The organism is Bradyrhizobium sp. CB3481, from assembly GCF_029714305.1.
Lineage (GTDB): Bacteria > Pseudomonadota > Alphaproteobacteria > Rhizobiales > Xanthobacteraceae > Bradyrhizobium.
The window spans coordinates 1,403,998-1,421,116 of record NZ_CP121647.1 but is presented as its reverse complement, the minus strand read 5'-3'; the positions used below and the strand labels follow the sequence as shown (position 1 = coordinate 1,421,116).

Genomic DNA, 17,119 nt, shown 5'->3' with positions numbered 1-17,119 from the left:
CGCATAACAATCAACAAGATGGAAGCCGACGTGCTCGACAAATCCGCCAGCCTGACTGCGCCGCCCGCGACCGTGACCCGTCCCGAAAGCGCGGTGCCGCGGCATTTGCAGAAATATCTCGCGCTCGACGATTTCGAGGCGACGGCACGGCGCCGGATTCCGAAATTTCTTTACGGCTACATCTCCGGCGGCGCCGAGACCGACGCCGCGCTGCGCGACAACCGCAACGCCTTCAACGAATACGGCTTCGTGCCGCGCGTGCTCAACGACGTCTCTGGCCGCGACCAGACGACGACGTTGTTCGGCAAGAGCTATGCCGCGCCGTTCGGCATTCCGCCGATGGGCTCGTCCGCACTCGCGGCCTATCGCGGCGACATCGTGCTGACAGAGGCGGCCAAGTGCGAGAACGTGCCGATGATCCTCAGCGCCTCTTCGCTGATCACGCTGGAGGACGTGCGGTCAGCCAATCCGGCGGCGTGGTATCAGGCCTATCTCGCAGGCCTGCCTGAAAGGATCGAGCCGCTGGTCGATCGCGTCGCCACGGCCGGCTACGACACGTTCGTCGTCACCGCCGACGTGCCGGTGCCGCCGAACCGCGAGAACAATATCCGCAACGGCTTTCAGGTGCCGCTCGCCATCACGCCGCGCGTGTTCTGGGACACGGTCACCCATCCGCACTGGCTGTTCGGCACCTGGGCGCGCACCATCATGAATCACGGCATGCCCCATTTCGAGAATATGGACGCGCAGCGCGGCCCGCCGGTGCTGGCGAAGAACCTGATGCGCAACATCGGCGCGCGCGACCAGCTCGCCTGGAAGCATGTCGAGATGATCCGCAGGAAGTGGAAGGGCAAGCTCGTGGTCAAGGGCCTGGTCTCGCCGGCGGATGCCAGGATTGCGCGCGAGAGCGGCGTCGACGGCGTGATGCTGTCCAACCATGGCGGCCGCCAGCTCGACTACACGATGTCCGGCCTGCGCACGCTGCCGGAGATCGCAGCCGAGGCCAAGGGCATGACGGTCATGGTCGACGGCGGCATCCGCCGCGGCACCGACGTGATCAAGGCGCTGGCGCTCGGTGCGCATTTCGTCTGGATCGGCCGTCCGTTCCTCTATGCCGCGATCGCCGGCGGCCAGGCCGGCGTGCAGCGCGCGATCTCGCTGCTGAAAGCCGAGATCGACCGCGACCTCGCTCTATCAGGCATCCGCAAGCTCAGCGAGATCACGCCGGACCTGGTGCGGAAGTTTTAACGTAGTTGCGCGGGGATCGTAGGGTGGGCAAAGGCGCTGTTGCGCCGTGCCCGCCATTCAACATCGCACTCGTGATGGTGGGCACACTTCGCTTTGCCCACCCTACATGACTGAACGCTATCGCTGTCCGTCGTGGACCGAGATCTGGTCCACCGACAGCCCGCCGATGCGCGCATGGGTGCGGCCGCCGGTCGCCATCACGAGGCCGAACACGATCTCGTCGCGGCGCGGCGCGTCCCAGATCGTCATCTCGGCGGTGCCGAAATGGCTGCGCACATACGCCGCCTCGATGTGGCCGAGCGGCACCATCAGCCGCGTGCCGATCGCACCGACGGTTTTCGCCGCCGGCACGATCGCCTTGGCCTGCGAGATCACCTCGCGGATCGCCGCCCCGCCGGCTTCGTGCCAGACCGCGCCATGCTCGAGCTCGCCGTCGCCGCCGACGATCGCGCCCTTGCCATAGGCTTCGATGCCGTCCTTGCCGCCGAGACGTTCGCAGAGCGTGCGCGCCAGCTGCCGGCCGAGATCGCGTAAAGCTGCCTGAAAAGCCATCAGATCAGGCTCGAAGCGGCCCGCATAAGGGTTGTTGATGACGGCGAGCGCGGTGCCGACCAACAGCGGCTGCGCCCGGCGCGGCCCGCGCTCGTGCCAGACCTCTTCGATCGAGACTTGCGTCTTCCTGATGTCGTACGCCGTCACTGCGCGGCCTCGTCGATCACGGGGTTGCGCAGCACGCCGATCTTCTCCACCTCGACCTCGACGACGTCGCCGGGAACGAGGAACATCGGCGGCTTGCGGGTGAAGCCGACGCCGGCCGGCGTGCCGGTTGCGATGACGTCGCCGGGTACCAGATCGAAAATCTCGGAGGCGTAGTTGATCAGCCGCGGGATCGAGAAGATCAGGAACGAGGTATCCGACTTCTGAACGACGTTGCCGTTAACGCGGGTCTCGAGCTTCAACTTGGTCGGATCGGGCAATTCGTCCGTCGTCACCATCCACGGTCCGAACGGGCCGGTGCCGACGAAATTCTTGCCGGCGGCGATCTGCTGCGCGTGCCGCTGATAGTCGCGCACGCTGACGTCGTTGTAGATCGAATAGCCGGCGACATGGTTCATGGCGTCGGCCTCAGAGATATGGCGGCCGCCCTTGCCGATGATCACGGCAAGCTCGCCCTCCCAATCCAGATGCGTCGAAACTTTGGGCCGGACCACCGGCGCGTCGTGGCCGACCTGGGAGCGCCAGACGCGCAGGAAGATCGGCGGAAACGCCGTGATCTCGCGCTGCATGCCGAAGGCCACCGCCTCATTGTGGTGGTCGAGATAGTTGCGCACGGCGCAGACGATCTTTTCGGGGCGCGGGATCACCGGCAGATATTTGACATCGGCGAGCTTCAGGTCCGGTGCGTGGCCGGCGACGATGCCGTCACGCTTCTCAAAATCCGGGCTGGCGATGAAGTCCTGCAGGGTGGCGTGGCTGAGCTTGCTGCCGAGGTCGACGACGCCATCGCCGAGCACCACGCCCCAGGTCTCCTTGCCCTTGTTCAGAAATGAAAGCAGCCGCATGCGACGGGGTATCCTTCTCGGTTGGACGGGCTGATGGAGTAAATTTCGTCAGAGGCAACTATTTTCGAAAATATTGTCGAGTGCAACAGAAATCCGTCGCCGCGGAGGGCAATGCCGAGCTTTTGTGAGAGAGGAGCGGCGTCCGCCAGGTCGCCGGCAATCAGATGGCGCTGATGACGCCGGCGGCGTATTTGGCGACGTTGTCGGACGTGGTCTTTATATGGCTCGCGATCAGATCGCAGGCCTGATCCGCATTGCGGCCGATCGCGGCCTGCATCAGCGCGCGGTGTTCACCGGCCTTGTCGCGGGGCCGCGGCCGGTACATGGCCGAGAGATTGCGATAGCGCTCTGCACGATCGAACAGCGAGTTGCGCACGGCAAGCAGTGTAGGCGAGCCCGACGCCGAGACCAAGGCTTCATGGAACTGACGGTGCGCCATCTTCCATTCGACATTGGTCGCATAATCTTCCGGGGCCCGCTCCTCGATCTTGGCGAGCCGGTGAAGTGACGAAATGACCCTTATTTCCCAGTCGTCGTCGCCCTTCTCGATCGAGCGGCGCATCAGATCGACCTCGATCAGGATGCGGGCATGGGTCAGGTCGTGCAGATCTTCCAGCGTCACCGGCGCAACCTTGTAGCCGCGCTGCTCCTCAGCGACGACCAGCCCCTCCGCGACAAGCAATGTCAGGGCTTCGCGCAGCGTCGTGAAGCTTGCCCCGAACGACAGCCGCAGCGCATCGAATTTGAGCGATTCATTCGGCTTGAGCTGGCAGGTGACGATCTCGTTGCGCAGCCGGTGGGCGATGTCGGAAGCGAGCGTCTTGCCGAATTCCTTGCGCGCCTTGAGGGCTGTCGTTGTCATTGATTCTTCTCGCAATCCGGAGCCGCGATCCTACCTCAAAAGAATCCCGTTGCAATAATTTTCGCAATAGGAGATATTTTCGAAAATACTGATTTTGGGGAGGCCGGCCGCATGAAGGCTGTACTGGTGCATCGCCCTGGGGGGCCGGAGGCGCTCGACTATGCCGAAGTGCCGATGCCTGATCTCGGCGAGCGGGACGTTCTGATCCGGGCGCAGGCCTTTGGCGTCGGCCAGCCGGACAGGCTGATCCGCAGCGGCGCCTACAAATGGATGCCGCCGCTGCCGGCCAATCCCGGCAACGACGTCGCCGGTATCCTCGAAGCTGTCGGCACTAACGTGAGCGGGCTTGCCGTGGGCCAGCGGGTGCTGTTGAGCGCGCGCGACCTCGCCCAGCGCGGCGGCTGCTACGCCGAATATGTCGCGGCGCCCGCCGATGCGGTGCACCTGCTGCCCGACAACGTTGCGTTCGAGGACGCCGTTTGCCTGCCGAACTACCAGGTCGCCTGGGCGCTGCTGCACCGATGCGGCGCCAGCACGCCGCCTCACTCCGCCCTCATCGTCGGCGCCGCCGGCGGCGTCGGAACCTCGCTGGTGCAGTTCGCAAAGCTCGCCGGCATGACGGCGATCGGGACGGTCTCGACGCGCGAGAAGGCCGCCTTCGCAAAACAGATGGGCGCCGACGAGATCATCTTCTATCGCGATGAGGACGTCGTCGGCCGCACAAGGGCGCTGACCGGCGGACGCGGCGTCAGCCTCGTGCTCGACCACGTCTGCGGCCCGGAGTTCTATTCGTACCTCGGCGCGCTCGACAAATGGGGCACGCTCGTCTCCTACAACGCATTTGCCGGCCTGCCGACGGAGAACGCGATGGGCGAGATGCGGAAATATCTCGATATCTGCCCCGCGATCCGCTGCTTTTCCTTTCACATCTACGACCACGACCGCGAAGGCCGGCGCGAGATCATGCGAACGGTGATCGGCCATCTTGCCGACGGTACGATCCGCCCCTCGATCTTTAGGCGCTTCAAGCTTTCGGAAGTGCGCGCCGCGCATGAACTGCTCGATTCCGGCACCGCGTTCGGCAAGATCGTGATGATCCCGGGTTGAGCGGCGCGCGATGCCTTCGCCCCGGCCGATACACCAGTTCACGAGGTCATGAGATGATCAAGGTCAAACGGCTGCGACACGCCACCTTCACCACGGCTGACATCAAGGCGCAGCTCGACTATTACCAGTCCATCATCGGGCTCGGCGTTATCGCCCGCGGCGACGGCCGCATCCTGCTCGGCACCGAATCCGACGAGCTGACGCTGGTGCTCGAACGCGGCGCCGCCTCGCAACTGACCTCGATCGCCTATGAGGTGGCGCCGGGCCTCGAGCCGGCCGAGCTGCAGAAATCGCTGGCAAGCCACGGCATCGCCTCTGAGATCAGGAGCGATACCGCGCCCGGCATCGCGAAATCGCTGCTGTTCGACGATACGGACGGGCACCGGATCGAACTGTTCTCCCGTTGGGGGTTCTGCAAGGCGGTCGAGCCGATCCGCGGTCTTGCGGTGGCAAAACTCGGCCACGTCGCGTTGCATTCGCCCGATCCGGAGCGAACCGCAAAGTTCTTCGGCGACGTGCTCGGCTTCCGCGTCTCCGACCGCATCGAGCAAAATTTCGTCTTCATGCGCTGCGGACCCGAGCACCACGCGATGAATTTCGCCCGCGGCACCGACGGCCGCCTGCACCATATCGCCTTCGAGCTGCGCGACGCCTCGCACATGCATCAGGCCTGCGACCTGCTCGGGCGCAACCGCGTTCAGATTCTCTGGGGCCCGGTTCGCCACGGGCCCGGCCATAACGTGGCAGTCTATCACTACGATCCCGATCGCCATCTGATCGAGCTCTATTACAGCATGGACGTGATGCTCGACGAGGAGCTCGGCTATTTCGAGCCGCGTCCCTGGCACCGCGACCGGCCGCAGCGGCCGAAGACCTGGGTCGGCCTGCCGCGCGACGTCTGGGGCGTCGGCCCGGCCAAGGAAGCAAGCGAATTTTCTCCGGCGATGCGCGGCGTGAAGTAATCGCGCTCGCGCCAACAGAAGCCGGAGCTGACGTTCAAGAAAAGCAAAACATTTAGGGATGAAACAGATGGTTCGATCGTTGAACGTCCTGCGCGGACGATGGCTCGCCATGCGCTGCATCGCTATTGCGGCGCTCGGCCTGATATGCCTGATGCCCTCCGTTGCCGCCGCGCAAACCTATCCCAACCGGCCGATCCGGCTGCTGCATGGCTTTGCGGCCGGCGGCGCCGCCGACACCATGGCGCGCATCGTCTCGGAAGGGCTGTCCAAGCGGTTGGGGCAGCCGGTGATCGTGGAAGCCAAGCCCGGCGCTGGCGGCAACCTCGCCGCGGATGCCGTCGCCAAATCCGCACCTGATGGTTACACGATTGGGCTTATCACGGGGGCCCACGCAATCTCGGGCGCGCTCTACAAGCAGCTCGCCTATAACCCTACCGACAGCTTCGATATGCTCTCGACGATGGTGTACTACGCACTGGTGGTCGCGGTGCGCGCCGACCATCAGGCAAAGACGCTGGCGGAGCTGATTGCGATGGCGAAAGCCAAGCCCGACGCGCTGAGCTACGGCTCAGTCGGTTTCGGCAGCACGCATCACCTCGCCGGCGAACTCTTGAACATCACAGCCGGCACCAGGATGGTGCACGTCCCCTATCGCGGCGACTCGCTGACGGTGACTTCCCTGCTCGCCGGCGACGTTCCGGTGATCGTTGGAACCACCGTGCTGCTCGCCAGCCAGATCGAAGGCGGCACCATTCGCGGCCTTGCCGTCACCTCGCCCGCCCGCACAAAGCTGCTGCCGAACGTGCCTACGGTTCAGGAAGCCGGCATCGCCGGTTTCGACGTCCGCACCTGGGCCGGGCTGGTGGCACCGAAGGGCACGCCGCCGGAGATCGCCAAGCGACTGCAGGCGGAAATCCAGTCGATGCTGGCCGATCCCGCGGTCAAGACCGCGCTGGAGACGGCAACCGGCGGCGAGGTCCGCGGCAGTACGCCGGAGGAAATGCGGGCGCTGATTACGTCCGAAACCGCCAAATGGTCGAAGGTCATCAACGACGCCGGCATCCCGCGGATCTGACCTTACGCATAACGCGCCGCTCCCATGCACGCGGCCGTCACCGCTAGCAAGACGGCCGCGATGCGCTGGGCAGTGGCAATGCGCGAGCGCGCATCGGCCTCCGCGGCTTTCCCATTGCGCAAGCTTCGGATCGCGCGGCCGCCGATCGCGCCCTGAACGGCAGCGGCAACCAGCGCGGCGAGCGCCCCCACGGCCAGGATCTGCTCGGCAGTACCGAAGGTGCCGGCATGAACGGAATGTCCGAGATAGGCGCCGGTCAGGATCGTGACGGTCGCAGCGCCCATTTGCGGTCCAAACAACTGCTCGCCGCAGGCGCCGCCGGTGCGCGCCAGCGTAAAGCTCGATCCTGCCCAGAACACCGATGACAACACGTGAAGGGACAGGGTTATGATGAGGGGGATCTGCATGGGCGTCGCTCCGGATGCTGAAATTCAATATACATATTGTATATTCAATTGGTCAAAAGAATGGCGGGTGAATGAAGAAGCGCGCTTATGTGAGTTCCGTGCGGTCGGCCGCTGCGGCAGAGAAGCGCGATCGCGTCATCGAAGCCGCAGCGAAATCGCTGCGCGAGGACGCGAGCATCGCGCGGTTTTCGCTGGACACGGTGGCAAAGGCTGCCGGCGTGACGCGACTGACCGTGTACAACCAGTTCGGATCACGGCGCGGCCTGCTCGAGGCAGTGTTCGACGACATCGCCCGCCAGGGCGGGCTTCATGAAATCGCCGATGCCATGGCGATGCCGGACCCGCTGATGGCGCTGGAGCGCGTGGTCGAAATCTTCTGCGGCTTCTGGGCCAGAGACGCCGCCATTGGCCGCCTCCACGAAGCGATGGCGACCGATCCCGAATTTGCAGAGGCGCTGCTCGAACGCAACGAGCGGCGCCGAAAGCTGGTCAGGATGCTGGTGAGGCGTATCGCCGCAAAGACCGCATCGCGCCGCGCGCGCGAGGGCGCCGTCGACATGCTCTTTGCGCTGACGAGCTACCCGATGTTCGCGATGTTGTGCCGCGGGCGGCCGGCCAACGAAGTCTGTCAGCTCATGCAATCGGCCTGCCGCGCCGCGATCGAGCCGGTATCGCGCTAGCCTGTTCGGAGCTACATGATCTTGAACTTGCTGTAGGCTTCCCTGGTAACAATGATCACGTGCTCAGCGCAGCCGTTGGTGCGGTGCGGGTCACAGCGGCTTTCGTAATCGGCTGATGTCATCATGTCGATGAAGGCGGCGACGGTCGGGTAATACACCAGCGCCAGATAGTCCCAGGTATTGCCGGCTTCGCGTCCGAGCGCGACCGTCTTGGCGTCGCCAGTCCACAGCAACGTGCCGCCGCGCGCCTTGATCATCGGCACGGTGAGCGCGCTGTAGCGCAGGTAGGCGTCCCAGCCTGAGCCATCGCCATCGAGCGAACGCTCGCGGAACCGCATCAGGTTCAGCATGACTACAGGGGCGTGCTGGTCCAGCCCCGCAAGGCCTCGTACGTTCAAGAGATCGACGCCCATGATTGCTCCTGCCGCATCGGCGAGATGGGAGTGCTTGTCCATCATCCATCCACACGAAGACTGTCGTCACCCGCCTTGTGCGCAATTGCGCCCTGGAGCGGGTGATCCAGTATTCCAGAGACGTTCGCGGTCGATCGAGAAGCCGCGGCGTACTGGATACCCCGCTTTCGCGGAGTATGACAGTGAGGGGTGCCGCTACAGCGCTGCTCACTGGCCAAAGCGCAATGCACAGAGCATTGTAGCATTGCGCCCACAGGACTTGTCGCGTGGCGGAAAATCCGGCCCTATTCCGCTCCGCGACATGACCAAGCCCGCACCAGCGCCGCCTGCCTTCCAACCGGTCCGGTGGCTGACCAACCAGCCTTATCTCTTGCTGAGCCTGACCTCGCTGTTCTGGGCCGGCAACATCGTGCTGGCGCGCCATGTCGCCGGGCACGTGCCGCCGCTGACGCTATCCTGCGTGCGCTGGATCGGCACCTTCCTGATCCTGCTGCCGTTCGCTTGGCCGCATTTGAAGCAGGACTGGCCGGTGCTGCGCGCGCATCTGCCGATGATGCTGTTCCTGTCGTTCGTCGGCTTCGCCTACAACAACGCGATCTCCTATTGGGCCCTGCAATATACCGAGGCGCTGAACGCGCTTCTGATCCAGTCGGCCGGGCCGCTGTTCGTCGCGCTGTGGTCGCTGGCGCTGTTCGGGGTACGCCTGACCGGCGCGCAGCTTGCCGGCATCACCATCTCGCTTCTGGGCGTCCTGACCATCATCCTGCGCGGCGATTTCAGCGCGCTTGCGAGCATCAGCTTCAACCGCGGCGACCTGATGTTTGCGAGCTCGCTGGTGTCGTTCGGCTTGTATTCGGCGCTGATCCCGCGCCGGCCGGTGACCCATGCGCTGTCGCTGATCTCGTTCACCACCTGCTGCGGGGCGATGATGCTGGTACCGTTCTCGATCTGGGAATATTCGACTGGCGCCACGCTGAAGTTCGACATGATCTCGATGGCGACGCTGGGCTATGCCGTGATCTTTCCCTCGACGCTGGCCTATCTGTTCTTCAACCGCGGGCTGGCGCTGATCGGGCCCAACCGTGCCGCGCCGTTCTTCCATCTGGTGCCGGTATTCGGTTCGGCGATGGCGATCCTTTTGCTCGGCGAGCAGTTGCGCTTATTCCATCTCGTGGGCTATGCGCTCGTTTTGGCCGGGGTAGTGATCGCCTCGCGGCGGGCTTCGGCGAAGAAATAGTCTCTTGTCCCGGACGCGGTGCAGCGTGTAACGCTGCGCCGCAGAGCCGGGACCCAGTAGGCCCCGGTTCAGCAGCGCACCACTTGCGTGCTGCGCTGCGCCCCGGGGCACGAGCTGGGCCTTGGCGGCGCACCGGCTTCCACTTTGTCCGGGGGCAGGCTAGCTTGCCGGCCAATTCAACATAAGAACAAACGAGGAAACGACTACATGTTCGCGTTATGGAAACGGTACCGGCCAGTCGCGGCAGCGGCTCCCCTGATGCTGGCGATGGTCGCCACAGCCGCCGCGCAGGCGCCCTACCCGAGCCGCACCATCACGCTGGTGCTGCCCTTCGCGGCCGGCAGCGGCACCGACACCACCACGCGCATCATTTCGAAGGAGCTCGGCACCGCGCTCGGCACCGGCATGGTGATCGAGAACAAGGCCGGCGCCAACGGCTCGATCGCAGCGAGCTTTGTCGCGCGCTCCGCGCCCGACGGCTACACGCTGTTCGTGACGACCAACACGTCGCACTCGGCCAATCCATATCTGCTCAAGAACATGACCTACGACCCGGTCAAGGACTTCACGCCGATCGCGCGCACCGGCGACCTGCCCTTCATGCTCGTGATCCATCCGGACATTCCAGCGAACTCCGTCGCCGAGCTGATCGCGCTGGCCAAGAAGGAGCCGGGCAAATACACCTATGCCAGCGGCTCTTCGGCGGCGATCGTCGCCGGCGCGACCTTCGCCCGGCTGGCCGGCATCGATCTGTTGCACGTTCCCTACAAGAGCTCGCCGCCGGCGCTGACCGACCTGATTGCCGGCCGCGTCTCCATGATGTTCATCGACGTGCCGACCGGCCTGCCGCACGTCAACGCCAAGGCGCTGAAGGCGCTGGCGGTGACGACCAAGAAGCGCTCGGCGCTGCTGCCGGAGCTTCCGACCATGGACGACACGGTGAAGGGTTTTGATATCACGTCATGGCAGGGCTATTTCGGCCCGGCCAATATGCCGAAGGATATCGTCACGAAGCTGAACACGGAAATCCGCAAGGTGGTCGAGCGGCCCGACATCAAGAGCCAACTCGCCGAACGCGGCATGGAGGCGTTCTCCGGCACGCCGGAAGAGTTTGACGCCTTCGTGAAAGAGCAGCTCGTGGTGTGGGAGAAGCTGATCACCGCCGCGGGGATTGAGAAGCAGTAGGCGAGACCGCTGCGTAAACAATTATCAAACGTTCATGGTGGGGAGGTGCGCAGCGCCGTCTCGAATCATGCGACCCATATCGTGCCATTCAAACGTTGCAGCGGCGCGGCGACGCGTCGCGACTTCAAACCGGCTCGGGCAAGACGTCATCTTGTTTGTATGCGACGGCAGTCAGGCTGATCGGCCGAGGACGAGCTTTTGTGACCGACACGAAGACATGGCCCGCAAGAAGTAGAATCGGGCACTCTGCACACGAACTTGGGATTCTGCTCGGACGTCAAACAGTCGTCCTCCGTCACGAGGCGCGAAACAACCACACCATCCCCACGGTACATCAGGTCAAGAGGGGTGGTTGAGGCCGAGGTGTTACGCAACACGAGAACGAGCAACCAACCTATCCGCGCTGCGGCTCTGCCAAGCAACATTCGCTTCGGTGTAGTGTGATCTTCATCGCCCTCGGCCGATGAGCCTTTCAAGATCTCCGGAACGGCCCCGCGGGAAACGGCGTGCATCGCATCGTACATATAACGCTCCTTCGTTGAGCGAGCGTACGATGAGGTCCGGATGTCGCAGAACTTTGCCGACGACCACTGGAAATTGTCGCGATCTGTCTCACGAATATTGCATTGGATAGTTCGCGACAATTGCGGCTTCGGTGATGGCTACTCGTCTCATCCTCTTCATTACCTTGCTCTCAATGCTGCTCCTTAAGTTGTATCAAGTCTGAGCAGCCATGCCAGTTTGCGACAATTCGCGACAAAGATGGCTCACCGGGACAACGTTCTGCGACAGCTTGTGCCTAAATTGTTTCAGCCAGATCGGGGAATCATACCCCATGAGGACGGTTCCCGCTCGGATCGGCCGGCATCGGGATCGTGCGATCCCGATGCCACGACGCATAGTGAAGCCAGCCACAAGCATTTGATTTCGGTCGATCATACGCGCCCGATACATTCTGTTACACTTTTTCGATGGGTTGGGTGCGGGACTTCAGTATGATCCGGCACGGAGCAAACTAGATGGACTCGGCACCTCACATCGCCGTAGTGGACGATCATCGCGATATTCGCGATCTGGTCGGCAAGTACTTGATACAGCATGGCTACCGCATCAGCCTTGCGGAGAGCGCTGTTGCACTCCGCCGTTTGCTCGAACGAAGTGCTCTGGACCTGGTGGTTCTTGACGTCATGATGCCGGGCGAGGACGGACTGTCCCTCTGCCGCCATCTGCGCAGCACCACAGACCTTCCCGTTATCCTGTTGACTGCGATGGCTGAGGAAACCGATCGAATCGTCGGCCTGGAAGTAGGTGCCGATGACTATGTGAGCAAGCCGTTCAATCCCCGCGAACTTCTCGCACGTATCAAGGCAGTGCTTCGACGAGTCCAAAGCCTGCCGCCGCAGAAGGGCCGGCTTGCGACCAAGGTCGTACGTTTTGATCGATGGACCTTTGACGTCAACCGGCGCGAGTTGATGGGCGACGACCGCGTTGCTGTGCCGCTCAGCACGGCGGAGTTCCGCCTGTTATGTGCATTTCTTGACCATCCTGGCCTGGTACTCAGCCGCAATCAGCTTCTCGACCTGACGGTCGGCCGGGATGCCGATCCATTCGACAGGAGCATTGACAATCAAGTCAGCCGCTTGCGGAAGAAGATCGAGGCTGACCCGAAAACACCCGCATTGATCAAGACTCACTGGGGCGGTGGATACAGCCTCGCCGCACAGGTCGAGCAACCATGATGAGCTTGTGGAAGCGTAGTCTTGCGGCACGTTTCATCTGTTTCACGCTGCTGTCCCTCGTGCTGTCGCAAGCAATCGTGTTCTTCATTTCCTGGGATGAGCATGGGCAGGCGATTCGGAAGGCCGCCAAGGGCGAGATACTCAGCCGCTGCGCCTCGCTCGCCCGAGTCTTGGAAGCGACACCTCCGGCGCTGCAGACCGACATCCTTAATGCCAGTAACACCAGTTCAGCGAGATATTGGATATCGACCAATGGTTTGAAGGATGCCTCCGCGTGGCGAGAGGAGGCATGGGAGCGCTTGGCGCAGCCATTGCCGCGCGTATCCTTTCCCGGCCACAGCGTGCCCGCCGAGGTGAGAGCGGATTTCGCCCGGAACACTGCCAGCAGTAGCAGCGCCACCTCCTCACAATGGATCGACCTAAAGCCGGAAGCTTGGCCACTGTCTCGACCAGCGAAATTTCTTTATCTCGATGACGCCACCGGCATGGGATTGGCCGTTCGGTTGGCGAACGGTGCATGGCTGAACACTGCATTTGCCAAACCCGCACAAGACGGCTTCTGGACCTCCAAATCCACCCTGGCGCTCGGCCTTTCGGCGTTGTCGTTGTCGATCATTGCCGTATTCGCCGCTCGAGGCATCGCGCGACCATTGCGCCGGCTCGCCGTTGCGGCCGAGGCCCTCGGTCGTGGTCAGGAGATCGTGCCGCTGCCGGAAACCGGACCCGACGACATCCGACGCACTGCCGAGGCATTCAATCGCATGCAAGCGCGCCTGCATCGTTTTGTTGACGACCGCACCAGAATGCTGGCCGCCATCGGCCATGATCTTCGCACACCTCTGACCTCGCTCCGCTTGCGCGCAGAATTCGTGCCCGACGGCGACGTCCGCGAGAAAATGCTCTCCACCATTACCGAGATCCAGACGATGACGGAGGCGACCCTCGCATTCGCTCGCGAAGACGCAACCGCCGAAGACACGCGGACCGTGGATCTCTCGGCGCTCGTGGAAAGTCTCTGCGACGATCTCGCCGAACTCGGTTATGACGTCTCTTTCTCCGAGGGACAGAAGATCAGCTACAGCTGCCGACCAGACGCGCTGCGCCGCGCATGCCGTAACCTCGTCGAAAATGCCATTCGTTATGGTGAGCGTGCGCGCGTCAGCGTGGAGAGACGAGCAGATAGTATCGAAATCATCGTTTCGGACGATGGACCCGGGATTCCCGACTCCGCCAAGGAGCAGGTTTTTACGCCGTTTTTCCGGATGGAGAGTTCGCGGAACCGCGAAACCGGAGGCGTAGGTCTCGGCCTTTCCATTGCCCGGTCTATTGTCCGCCACCACGGCGGCGATATCGCCTTCATCAACCAGAAAAAGGGACTACACGCGGCCATTAGCTTGCCAGCGCTGGATAGCGGGCCGCCTTCCGTCGGCCGACCGATCGCAGTCGCAGCGGCGAAGGACGTTACCAACGTTCTCGAATCGGCAAAACCTTCGTCGGTGGCCACGATCTTGCAGCGCGCGTCGAAATCATATTGATCGCCCTGCAGAACGCCGATGCGCGAAGTCCGGAGGGATCAGCGCGCGCATCAATTGTTATGGACGATGGCCTTCACTTCGCACTGCAAATCAGTGCGCGCCCTACGCCGCGCGCACCTTGACCAAAAACTCGTCCACGGCGCTGCGCAGCATGCCCGATTGTGTATCGAGTTCGCGGGCGCTGGTCAGCACGTCCGTCGCTGCCTTGCCGGTGGCTTCCGCCGCGGTGGTGACACCGCCGATATGGGCGGAGATTTCGTTCGATCCGGCCGCCACCGACTGGATGTTGCGGGCGATCTCGCGGGTGGCGCCGCCCTGCTGCTCGACGGCGGTCGAGATCGACACCGTGATCTCGCTCATCTGCGCGATGGTCTCGGAGATACCGCCGATCGAGGCGACCGCCTCGCTGGTGGACGACTGCATCGCCGCTACCTGCGCGGAGATTTCCTCGGTCGCCTTTGCGGTCTGGTTGGCAAGCGCCTTTACTTCGGAAGCGACGACGGCAAAGCCGCGGCCGGAATCGCCGGCGCGCGCCGCCTCGATGGTGGCGTTGAGCGCCAGCAAGTTGGTCTGGGCGGCAATCGAGTGGATCAGCTTGACGACCTCGCCGATCTTTTCGGCGCCGGTCGAGAGCGCGCCGACGGTGGCGTTGGTGCGCTCGGCATCGCTGACCGCCTTGGCGGCGATCTCGCTGGAGCGCGTCACCTGGCGGGAAATCTCCGTCACCGAGCTCGACAGCTCCTCCGCGGCCGAGGCGACCGTGCCGACATTGTCGGACGAACGCTGCGAGGCCGCGCCGACGGTCGCCGCCCGCGCGCTGGCGTCGCTGGCGGTCGAAGTCATGGACTGCGCGGTGGTCTGCATGCCGGCGGCCGCGGTCGAAACCGAGCGAACGATGCCGGTGACGCTGCGCTCGAAATCGCTGGCGATGCTCTCCATCGCCGCGCGCCGTTCGGCCTCGGCGCGCGCCTGCACCTCGGCTTCCTTGTGTTCCAGCCCGCGCATCCGCACCGCGTTGTCCTTGAAGATCTGGACAGTCGCGGCCATCGCGCCGATCTCGTCGCCGCGGCCGATGCCGGGAATTTCGCCGTCGAGCCGTCCCTCGGCAAGATCCTGCATGCGGGCGCCAAGCTGGCCGAGCGGCTTGCTAATGCTGCGCCCGATCGTCCAGGCGATGCTGCCGGCAACGAGGGCGATGCCGAGCACGGCAAGGGCGAGCAACGTCGCCAGCGGTTTCATCTTGGCGTCGAGGTCATCGAGATAGGCGCCGGTGCCGACGAACATGTTCCAGCCGGGGATCGCAACCGCATAGGAGAATTTCCGGATGAGTTCCTCCTGTCCGGGCTTGCGGAATTCATAGCGCAGCATGACTTCGCCGTTGGCGGCGACGCCGTCGCGCAGCTCGCGCACCAGCTTGCGGCCGCCGGTGTCGATATCCATGCGGTTCTGGCCGATCTGGCTGGGAACCGGGGCCAGCACGGCGACGCCGTCCATCGTATAGGCAAACACATAGCCGTTGCCGTTGTCGAAGGTCAGCGTGTTGCCGCGCTTGGAGAACTCGGCAATCGCCTGATCCTTGGTCATCTGGCCGGCGGCGACCTGCTTCTGCAGCCCGAGCGCCATGTTGCGCGCCATGTCGACGATCGCCCTGGTCTGCTCGATCCGCGCATTCACCATCTCACGCTGCATCAGATAGCCCGCAAGCACGCCGGCGGCGCACAGCCCAAGCAGGGTCACGCCCACCAGAATGCCGAGCTTCGGGGTGATCTTGAGATTGGTGAGCTTCACGGGAGTCTCCGGAAAATGGACGCGGGGCGCGCGAATTGGCCGATTGATTTTCGGCACACTATCGTGAGACCCTTTAGCGCTTTGTTACGACGGCCAGCGGAAGACGGCGCTTTACGTTTCGAAAGCAACCGGCGATTGTAGCAGGATCGCATCAGGTCGCGTAAAAGGTGAAGTTGCGTAAGAAAGTGGCGGCGCCCGCCGCCTGAAATCAACACCGAAGATCAAATCGGGAGAGCAGGAAATGCCGAAATTCAGGGTGGTGACGCCGAAGGGCGCGAGCTTCACGGTCGCCGGCGGCGGCTACGATTATGAGAAGGAGGCGCTCGATCCGATCGGCGCCGAAATCATCGAGGCGCCGGCCAACGAGGCCGAATTCATTGCCGCCGCGAAAACCGCTGATGCGATCTACGCCAAGGGCATGCCGATCACCAAAACGGTCATCGACAGCTTGCAAAACTGCAAGGTGATCACGCTCGGCAGCGTCGGCGTCGACTCGGTCGACGTCAAGGCCGCCACTGCCCGCGGCATTCCCGTCACCAACATCCCCGACACCTTCATCGAGGAGGTCGCCGACCACGCCATGATGCTGCTGCTGGCGGGTTTTCGGCGCCTGGTCGAGCAGGACAAGATGGTGCGTACCGGCCGCTGGTCGGAAGGCCGCCCGGCGCTGTTGAAGATCCCGCGGCTGATGGGCCAGACGCTCGGCTTCATCTCGTTCGGGCGCGTGGCCCGCGCGGTCGCCAAGCGCGCCGCCCCGTTCGGGCTGCGCATGATGGCCTACGACCCCTTCATCCAGGAAACGCTGATGTACGATCACGGCGTGATTCCGGCGACGCTGAACGAGGTGCTGCAGCAGTCGGATTTCGTCTCGATGCATGCGCCGGCGCGGCCCGAGGTGCATCACATGCTCACCGAGAAGCATTTCCGTCAGATGAAAAATTCCGCCGTGTTCATCAACACCGGCCGCGGCGCCACCGTGGACGAGGAATCGCTGATCAAGGCGCTGCAGGAAGGCTGGATCGCGCATGCCGCGCTCGACGTGCTGGAAAAGGAACCGCCATCGCACAACAACCCGCTGCTCTCGATGGAAAACGTTACCCTGACAGCCCATGTGGCGTCGGCCTCGGCACGTTTTGACGAAGCGCGCAAGCGCCGTGTGGGCTACGAATTGTCACTGGTCCTGCAGGGGATGTGGCCGGTAAGCTGCGTCAATCCGTCGGTGCTGCAAACGACCTCGCTCCGCCGCTGGCAACCTGTCAGCATGGATCGCGGTCCGAACAGCTAGCGCCGCCGAAGCGTTTTCGAACGACAGGGTTCAC

At 63.4% G+C, this 17,119-nt stretch carries 16 protein-coding genes; 10 read left to right on the top strand and 6 right to left on the bottom strand.

Annotated features, from left to right (window positions below):
* The first annotated feature begins 30 nt into the window (after positions 1-30).
* Complete coding sequence (locus tag QA643_RS06835; protein ID WP_283032429.1) at positions 31-1,248, top strand: alpha-hydroxy acid oxidase; 1,218 nt, start codon at positions 31-33, stop codon at positions 1,246-1,248.
* A 117-nt stretch (positions 1,249-1,365) separates the two neighbouring features.
* Here QA643_RS06835 and QA643_RS06830 read toward each other — a convergent pair whose 3' ends face one another.
* The 3 genes from QA643_RS06830 to QA643_RS06820 all read right to left on the bottom strand — a co-directional run bounded on the left by QA643_RS06830 (position 1,366) and on the right by QA643_RS06820 (position 3,672).
* On the bottom strand, positions 1,366-1,947 hold the full coding sequence (locus tag QA643_RS06830; RefSeq protein ID WP_283032428.1) for an amino acid synthesis family protein: 582 nt from the start codon (positions 1,945-1,947) through the stop codon (positions 1,366-1,368).
* Positions 1,944-2,810, bottom strand: coding sequence for a fumarylacetoacetate hydrolase family protein (locus tag QA643_RS06825; protein WP_283032427.1), 867 nt, complete (start codon positions 2,808-2,810; stop codon positions 1,944-1,946). The genes QA643_RS06830 and QA643_RS06825 overlap by 4 nt, the downstream gene beginning before the upstream one ends.
* Positions 2,811-2,970: 160 nt before the next feature.
* Positions 2,971-3,672, bottom strand: coding sequence for an FCD domain-containing protein (locus tag QA643_RS06820; protein ID WP_283032426.1), 702 nt, complete (start codon positions 3,670-3,672; stop codon positions 2,971-2,973).
* 111 nt (positions 3,673-3,783) lie between these two features.
* On the opposite strand from QA643_RS06820, the gene QA643_RS06815 reads away from it, so the two are divergent.
* The 3 genes from QA643_RS06815 (at position 3,784) to QA643_RS06805 (ending at position 6,816) form a co-directional block, all read left to right on the top strand.
* The gene (locus tag QA643_RS06815; protein ID WP_283032425.1) at positions 3,784-4,779 is read left to right on the top strand and encodes a zinc-dependent alcohol dehydrogenase family protein; all 996 of its coding nucleotides are present in this window, start codon (positions 3,784-3,786) and stop codon (positions 4,777-4,779) included.
* Between the two features lie 53 nt (positions 4,780-4,832).
* Positions 4,833-5,741, top strand: coding sequence for a VOC family protein (locus tag QA643_RS06810; protein WP_283032424.1), 909 nt, complete (start codon positions 4,833-4,835; stop codon positions 5,739-5,741).
* Positions 5,742-5,808: 67 nt separating this feature from the next.
* On the top strand, positions 5,809-6,816 hold the full coding sequence (locus QA643_RS06805; protein WP_283032423.1) for a tripartite tricarboxylate transporter substrate binding protein: 1,008 nt from the start codon (positions 5,809-5,811) through the stop codon (positions 6,814-6,816).
* 2 nt (positions 6,817-6,818) lie between these two features.
* Here the strand turns inward: QA643_RS06805 and QA643_RS06800 are convergent, their stop codons facing one another.
* Positions 6,819-7,223: a hypothetical protein gene (locus QA643_RS06800; protein ID WP_283032422.1), complete on the bottom strand. Its 405-nt coding sequence runs from the start codon at positions 7,221-7,223 to the stop codon at positions 6,819-6,821.
* Between the two features lie 71 nt (positions 7,224-7,294).
* Between QA643_RS06800 and QA643_RS06795 the strand changes: the two genes are divergently transcribed.
* The gene (locus QA643_RS06795) at positions 7,295-7,903 is read left to right on the top strand and encodes a TetR/AcrR family transcriptional regulator (protein ID WP_283032421.1); all 609 of its coding nucleotides are present in this window, start codon (positions 7,295-7,297) and stop codon (positions 7,901-7,903) included.
* Between the two features lie 11 nt (positions 7,904-7,914).
* On the opposite strand, the gene QA643_RS06790 is transcribed toward QA643_RS06795, so the two are convergent.
* Positions 7,915-8,316, bottom strand: coding sequence for a DUF1330 domain-containing protein (locus QA643_RS06790; protein ID WP_283034735.1), 402 nt, complete (start codon positions 8,314-8,316; stop codon positions 7,915-7,917).
* A 301-nt stretch (positions 8,317-8,617) separates the two neighbouring features.
* Here QA643_RS06790 and QA643_RS06785 point away from each other — a divergent pair, with 301 nt between their 5' ends.
* The 4 genes from QA643_RS06785 to QA643_RS06770 all read left to right on the top strand — a co-directional run bounded on the left by QA643_RS06785 (position 8,618) and on the right by QA643_RS06770 (position 14,012).
* Positions 8,618-9,553 (top strand): DMT family transporter, encoded by a 936-nt coding sequence (locus QA643_RS06785; RefSeq protein ID WP_283032420.1) that lies wholly within the window; start codon positions 8,618-8,620, stop codon positions 9,551-9,553.
* A 258-nt stretch (positions 9,554-9,811) separates the two neighbouring features.
* Positions 9,812-10,738 (top strand): tripartite tricarboxylate transporter substrate binding protein, encoded by a 927-nt coding sequence (locus QA643_RS06780; RefSeq protein ID WP_283034734.1) that lies wholly within the window; start codon positions 9,812-9,814, stop codon positions 10,736-10,738.
* 1,019 nt (positions 10,739-11,757) lie between these two features.
* Positions 11,758-12,477 carry a response regulator gene (locus QA643_RS06775; RefSeq protein ID WP_283032419.1) on the top strand — a complete coding sequence of 240 codons (720 nt, stop codon included), beginning with the start codon at positions 11,758-11,760 and terminating at the stop codon, positions 12,475-12,477.
* The gene (locus QA643_RS06770) at positions 12,477-14,012 is read left to right on the top strand and encodes an ATP-binding protein (protein ID WP_349253257.1); all 1,536 of its coding nucleotides are present in this window, start codon (positions 12,477-12,479) and stop codon (positions 14,010-14,012) included. The genes QA643_RS06775 and QA643_RS06770 overlap by 1 nt, the downstream gene beginning before the upstream one ends.
* A 102-nt stretch (positions 14,013-14,114) precedes the next feature.
* Here the strand turns inward: QA643_RS06770 and QA643_RS06765 are convergent, their stop codons facing one another.
* Positions 14,115-15,800: a methyl-accepting chemotaxis protein gene (locus tag QA643_RS06765; protein ID WP_283032417.1), complete on the bottom strand. Its 1,686-nt coding sequence runs from the start codon at positions 15,798-15,800 to the stop codon at positions 14,115-14,117.
* A 241-nt stretch (positions 15,801-16,041) separates the two neighbouring features.
* Here QA643_RS06765 and QA643_RS06760 point away from each other — a divergent pair, with 241 nt between their 5' ends.
* Positions 16,042-17,085 (top strand): C-terminal binding protein, encoded by a 1,044-nt coding sequence (locus QA643_RS06760; RefSeq protein WP_283032416.1) that lies wholly within the window; start codon positions 16,042-16,044, stop codon positions 17,083-17,085.
* Positions 17,086-17,119: the final 34 nt, after the last annotated feature.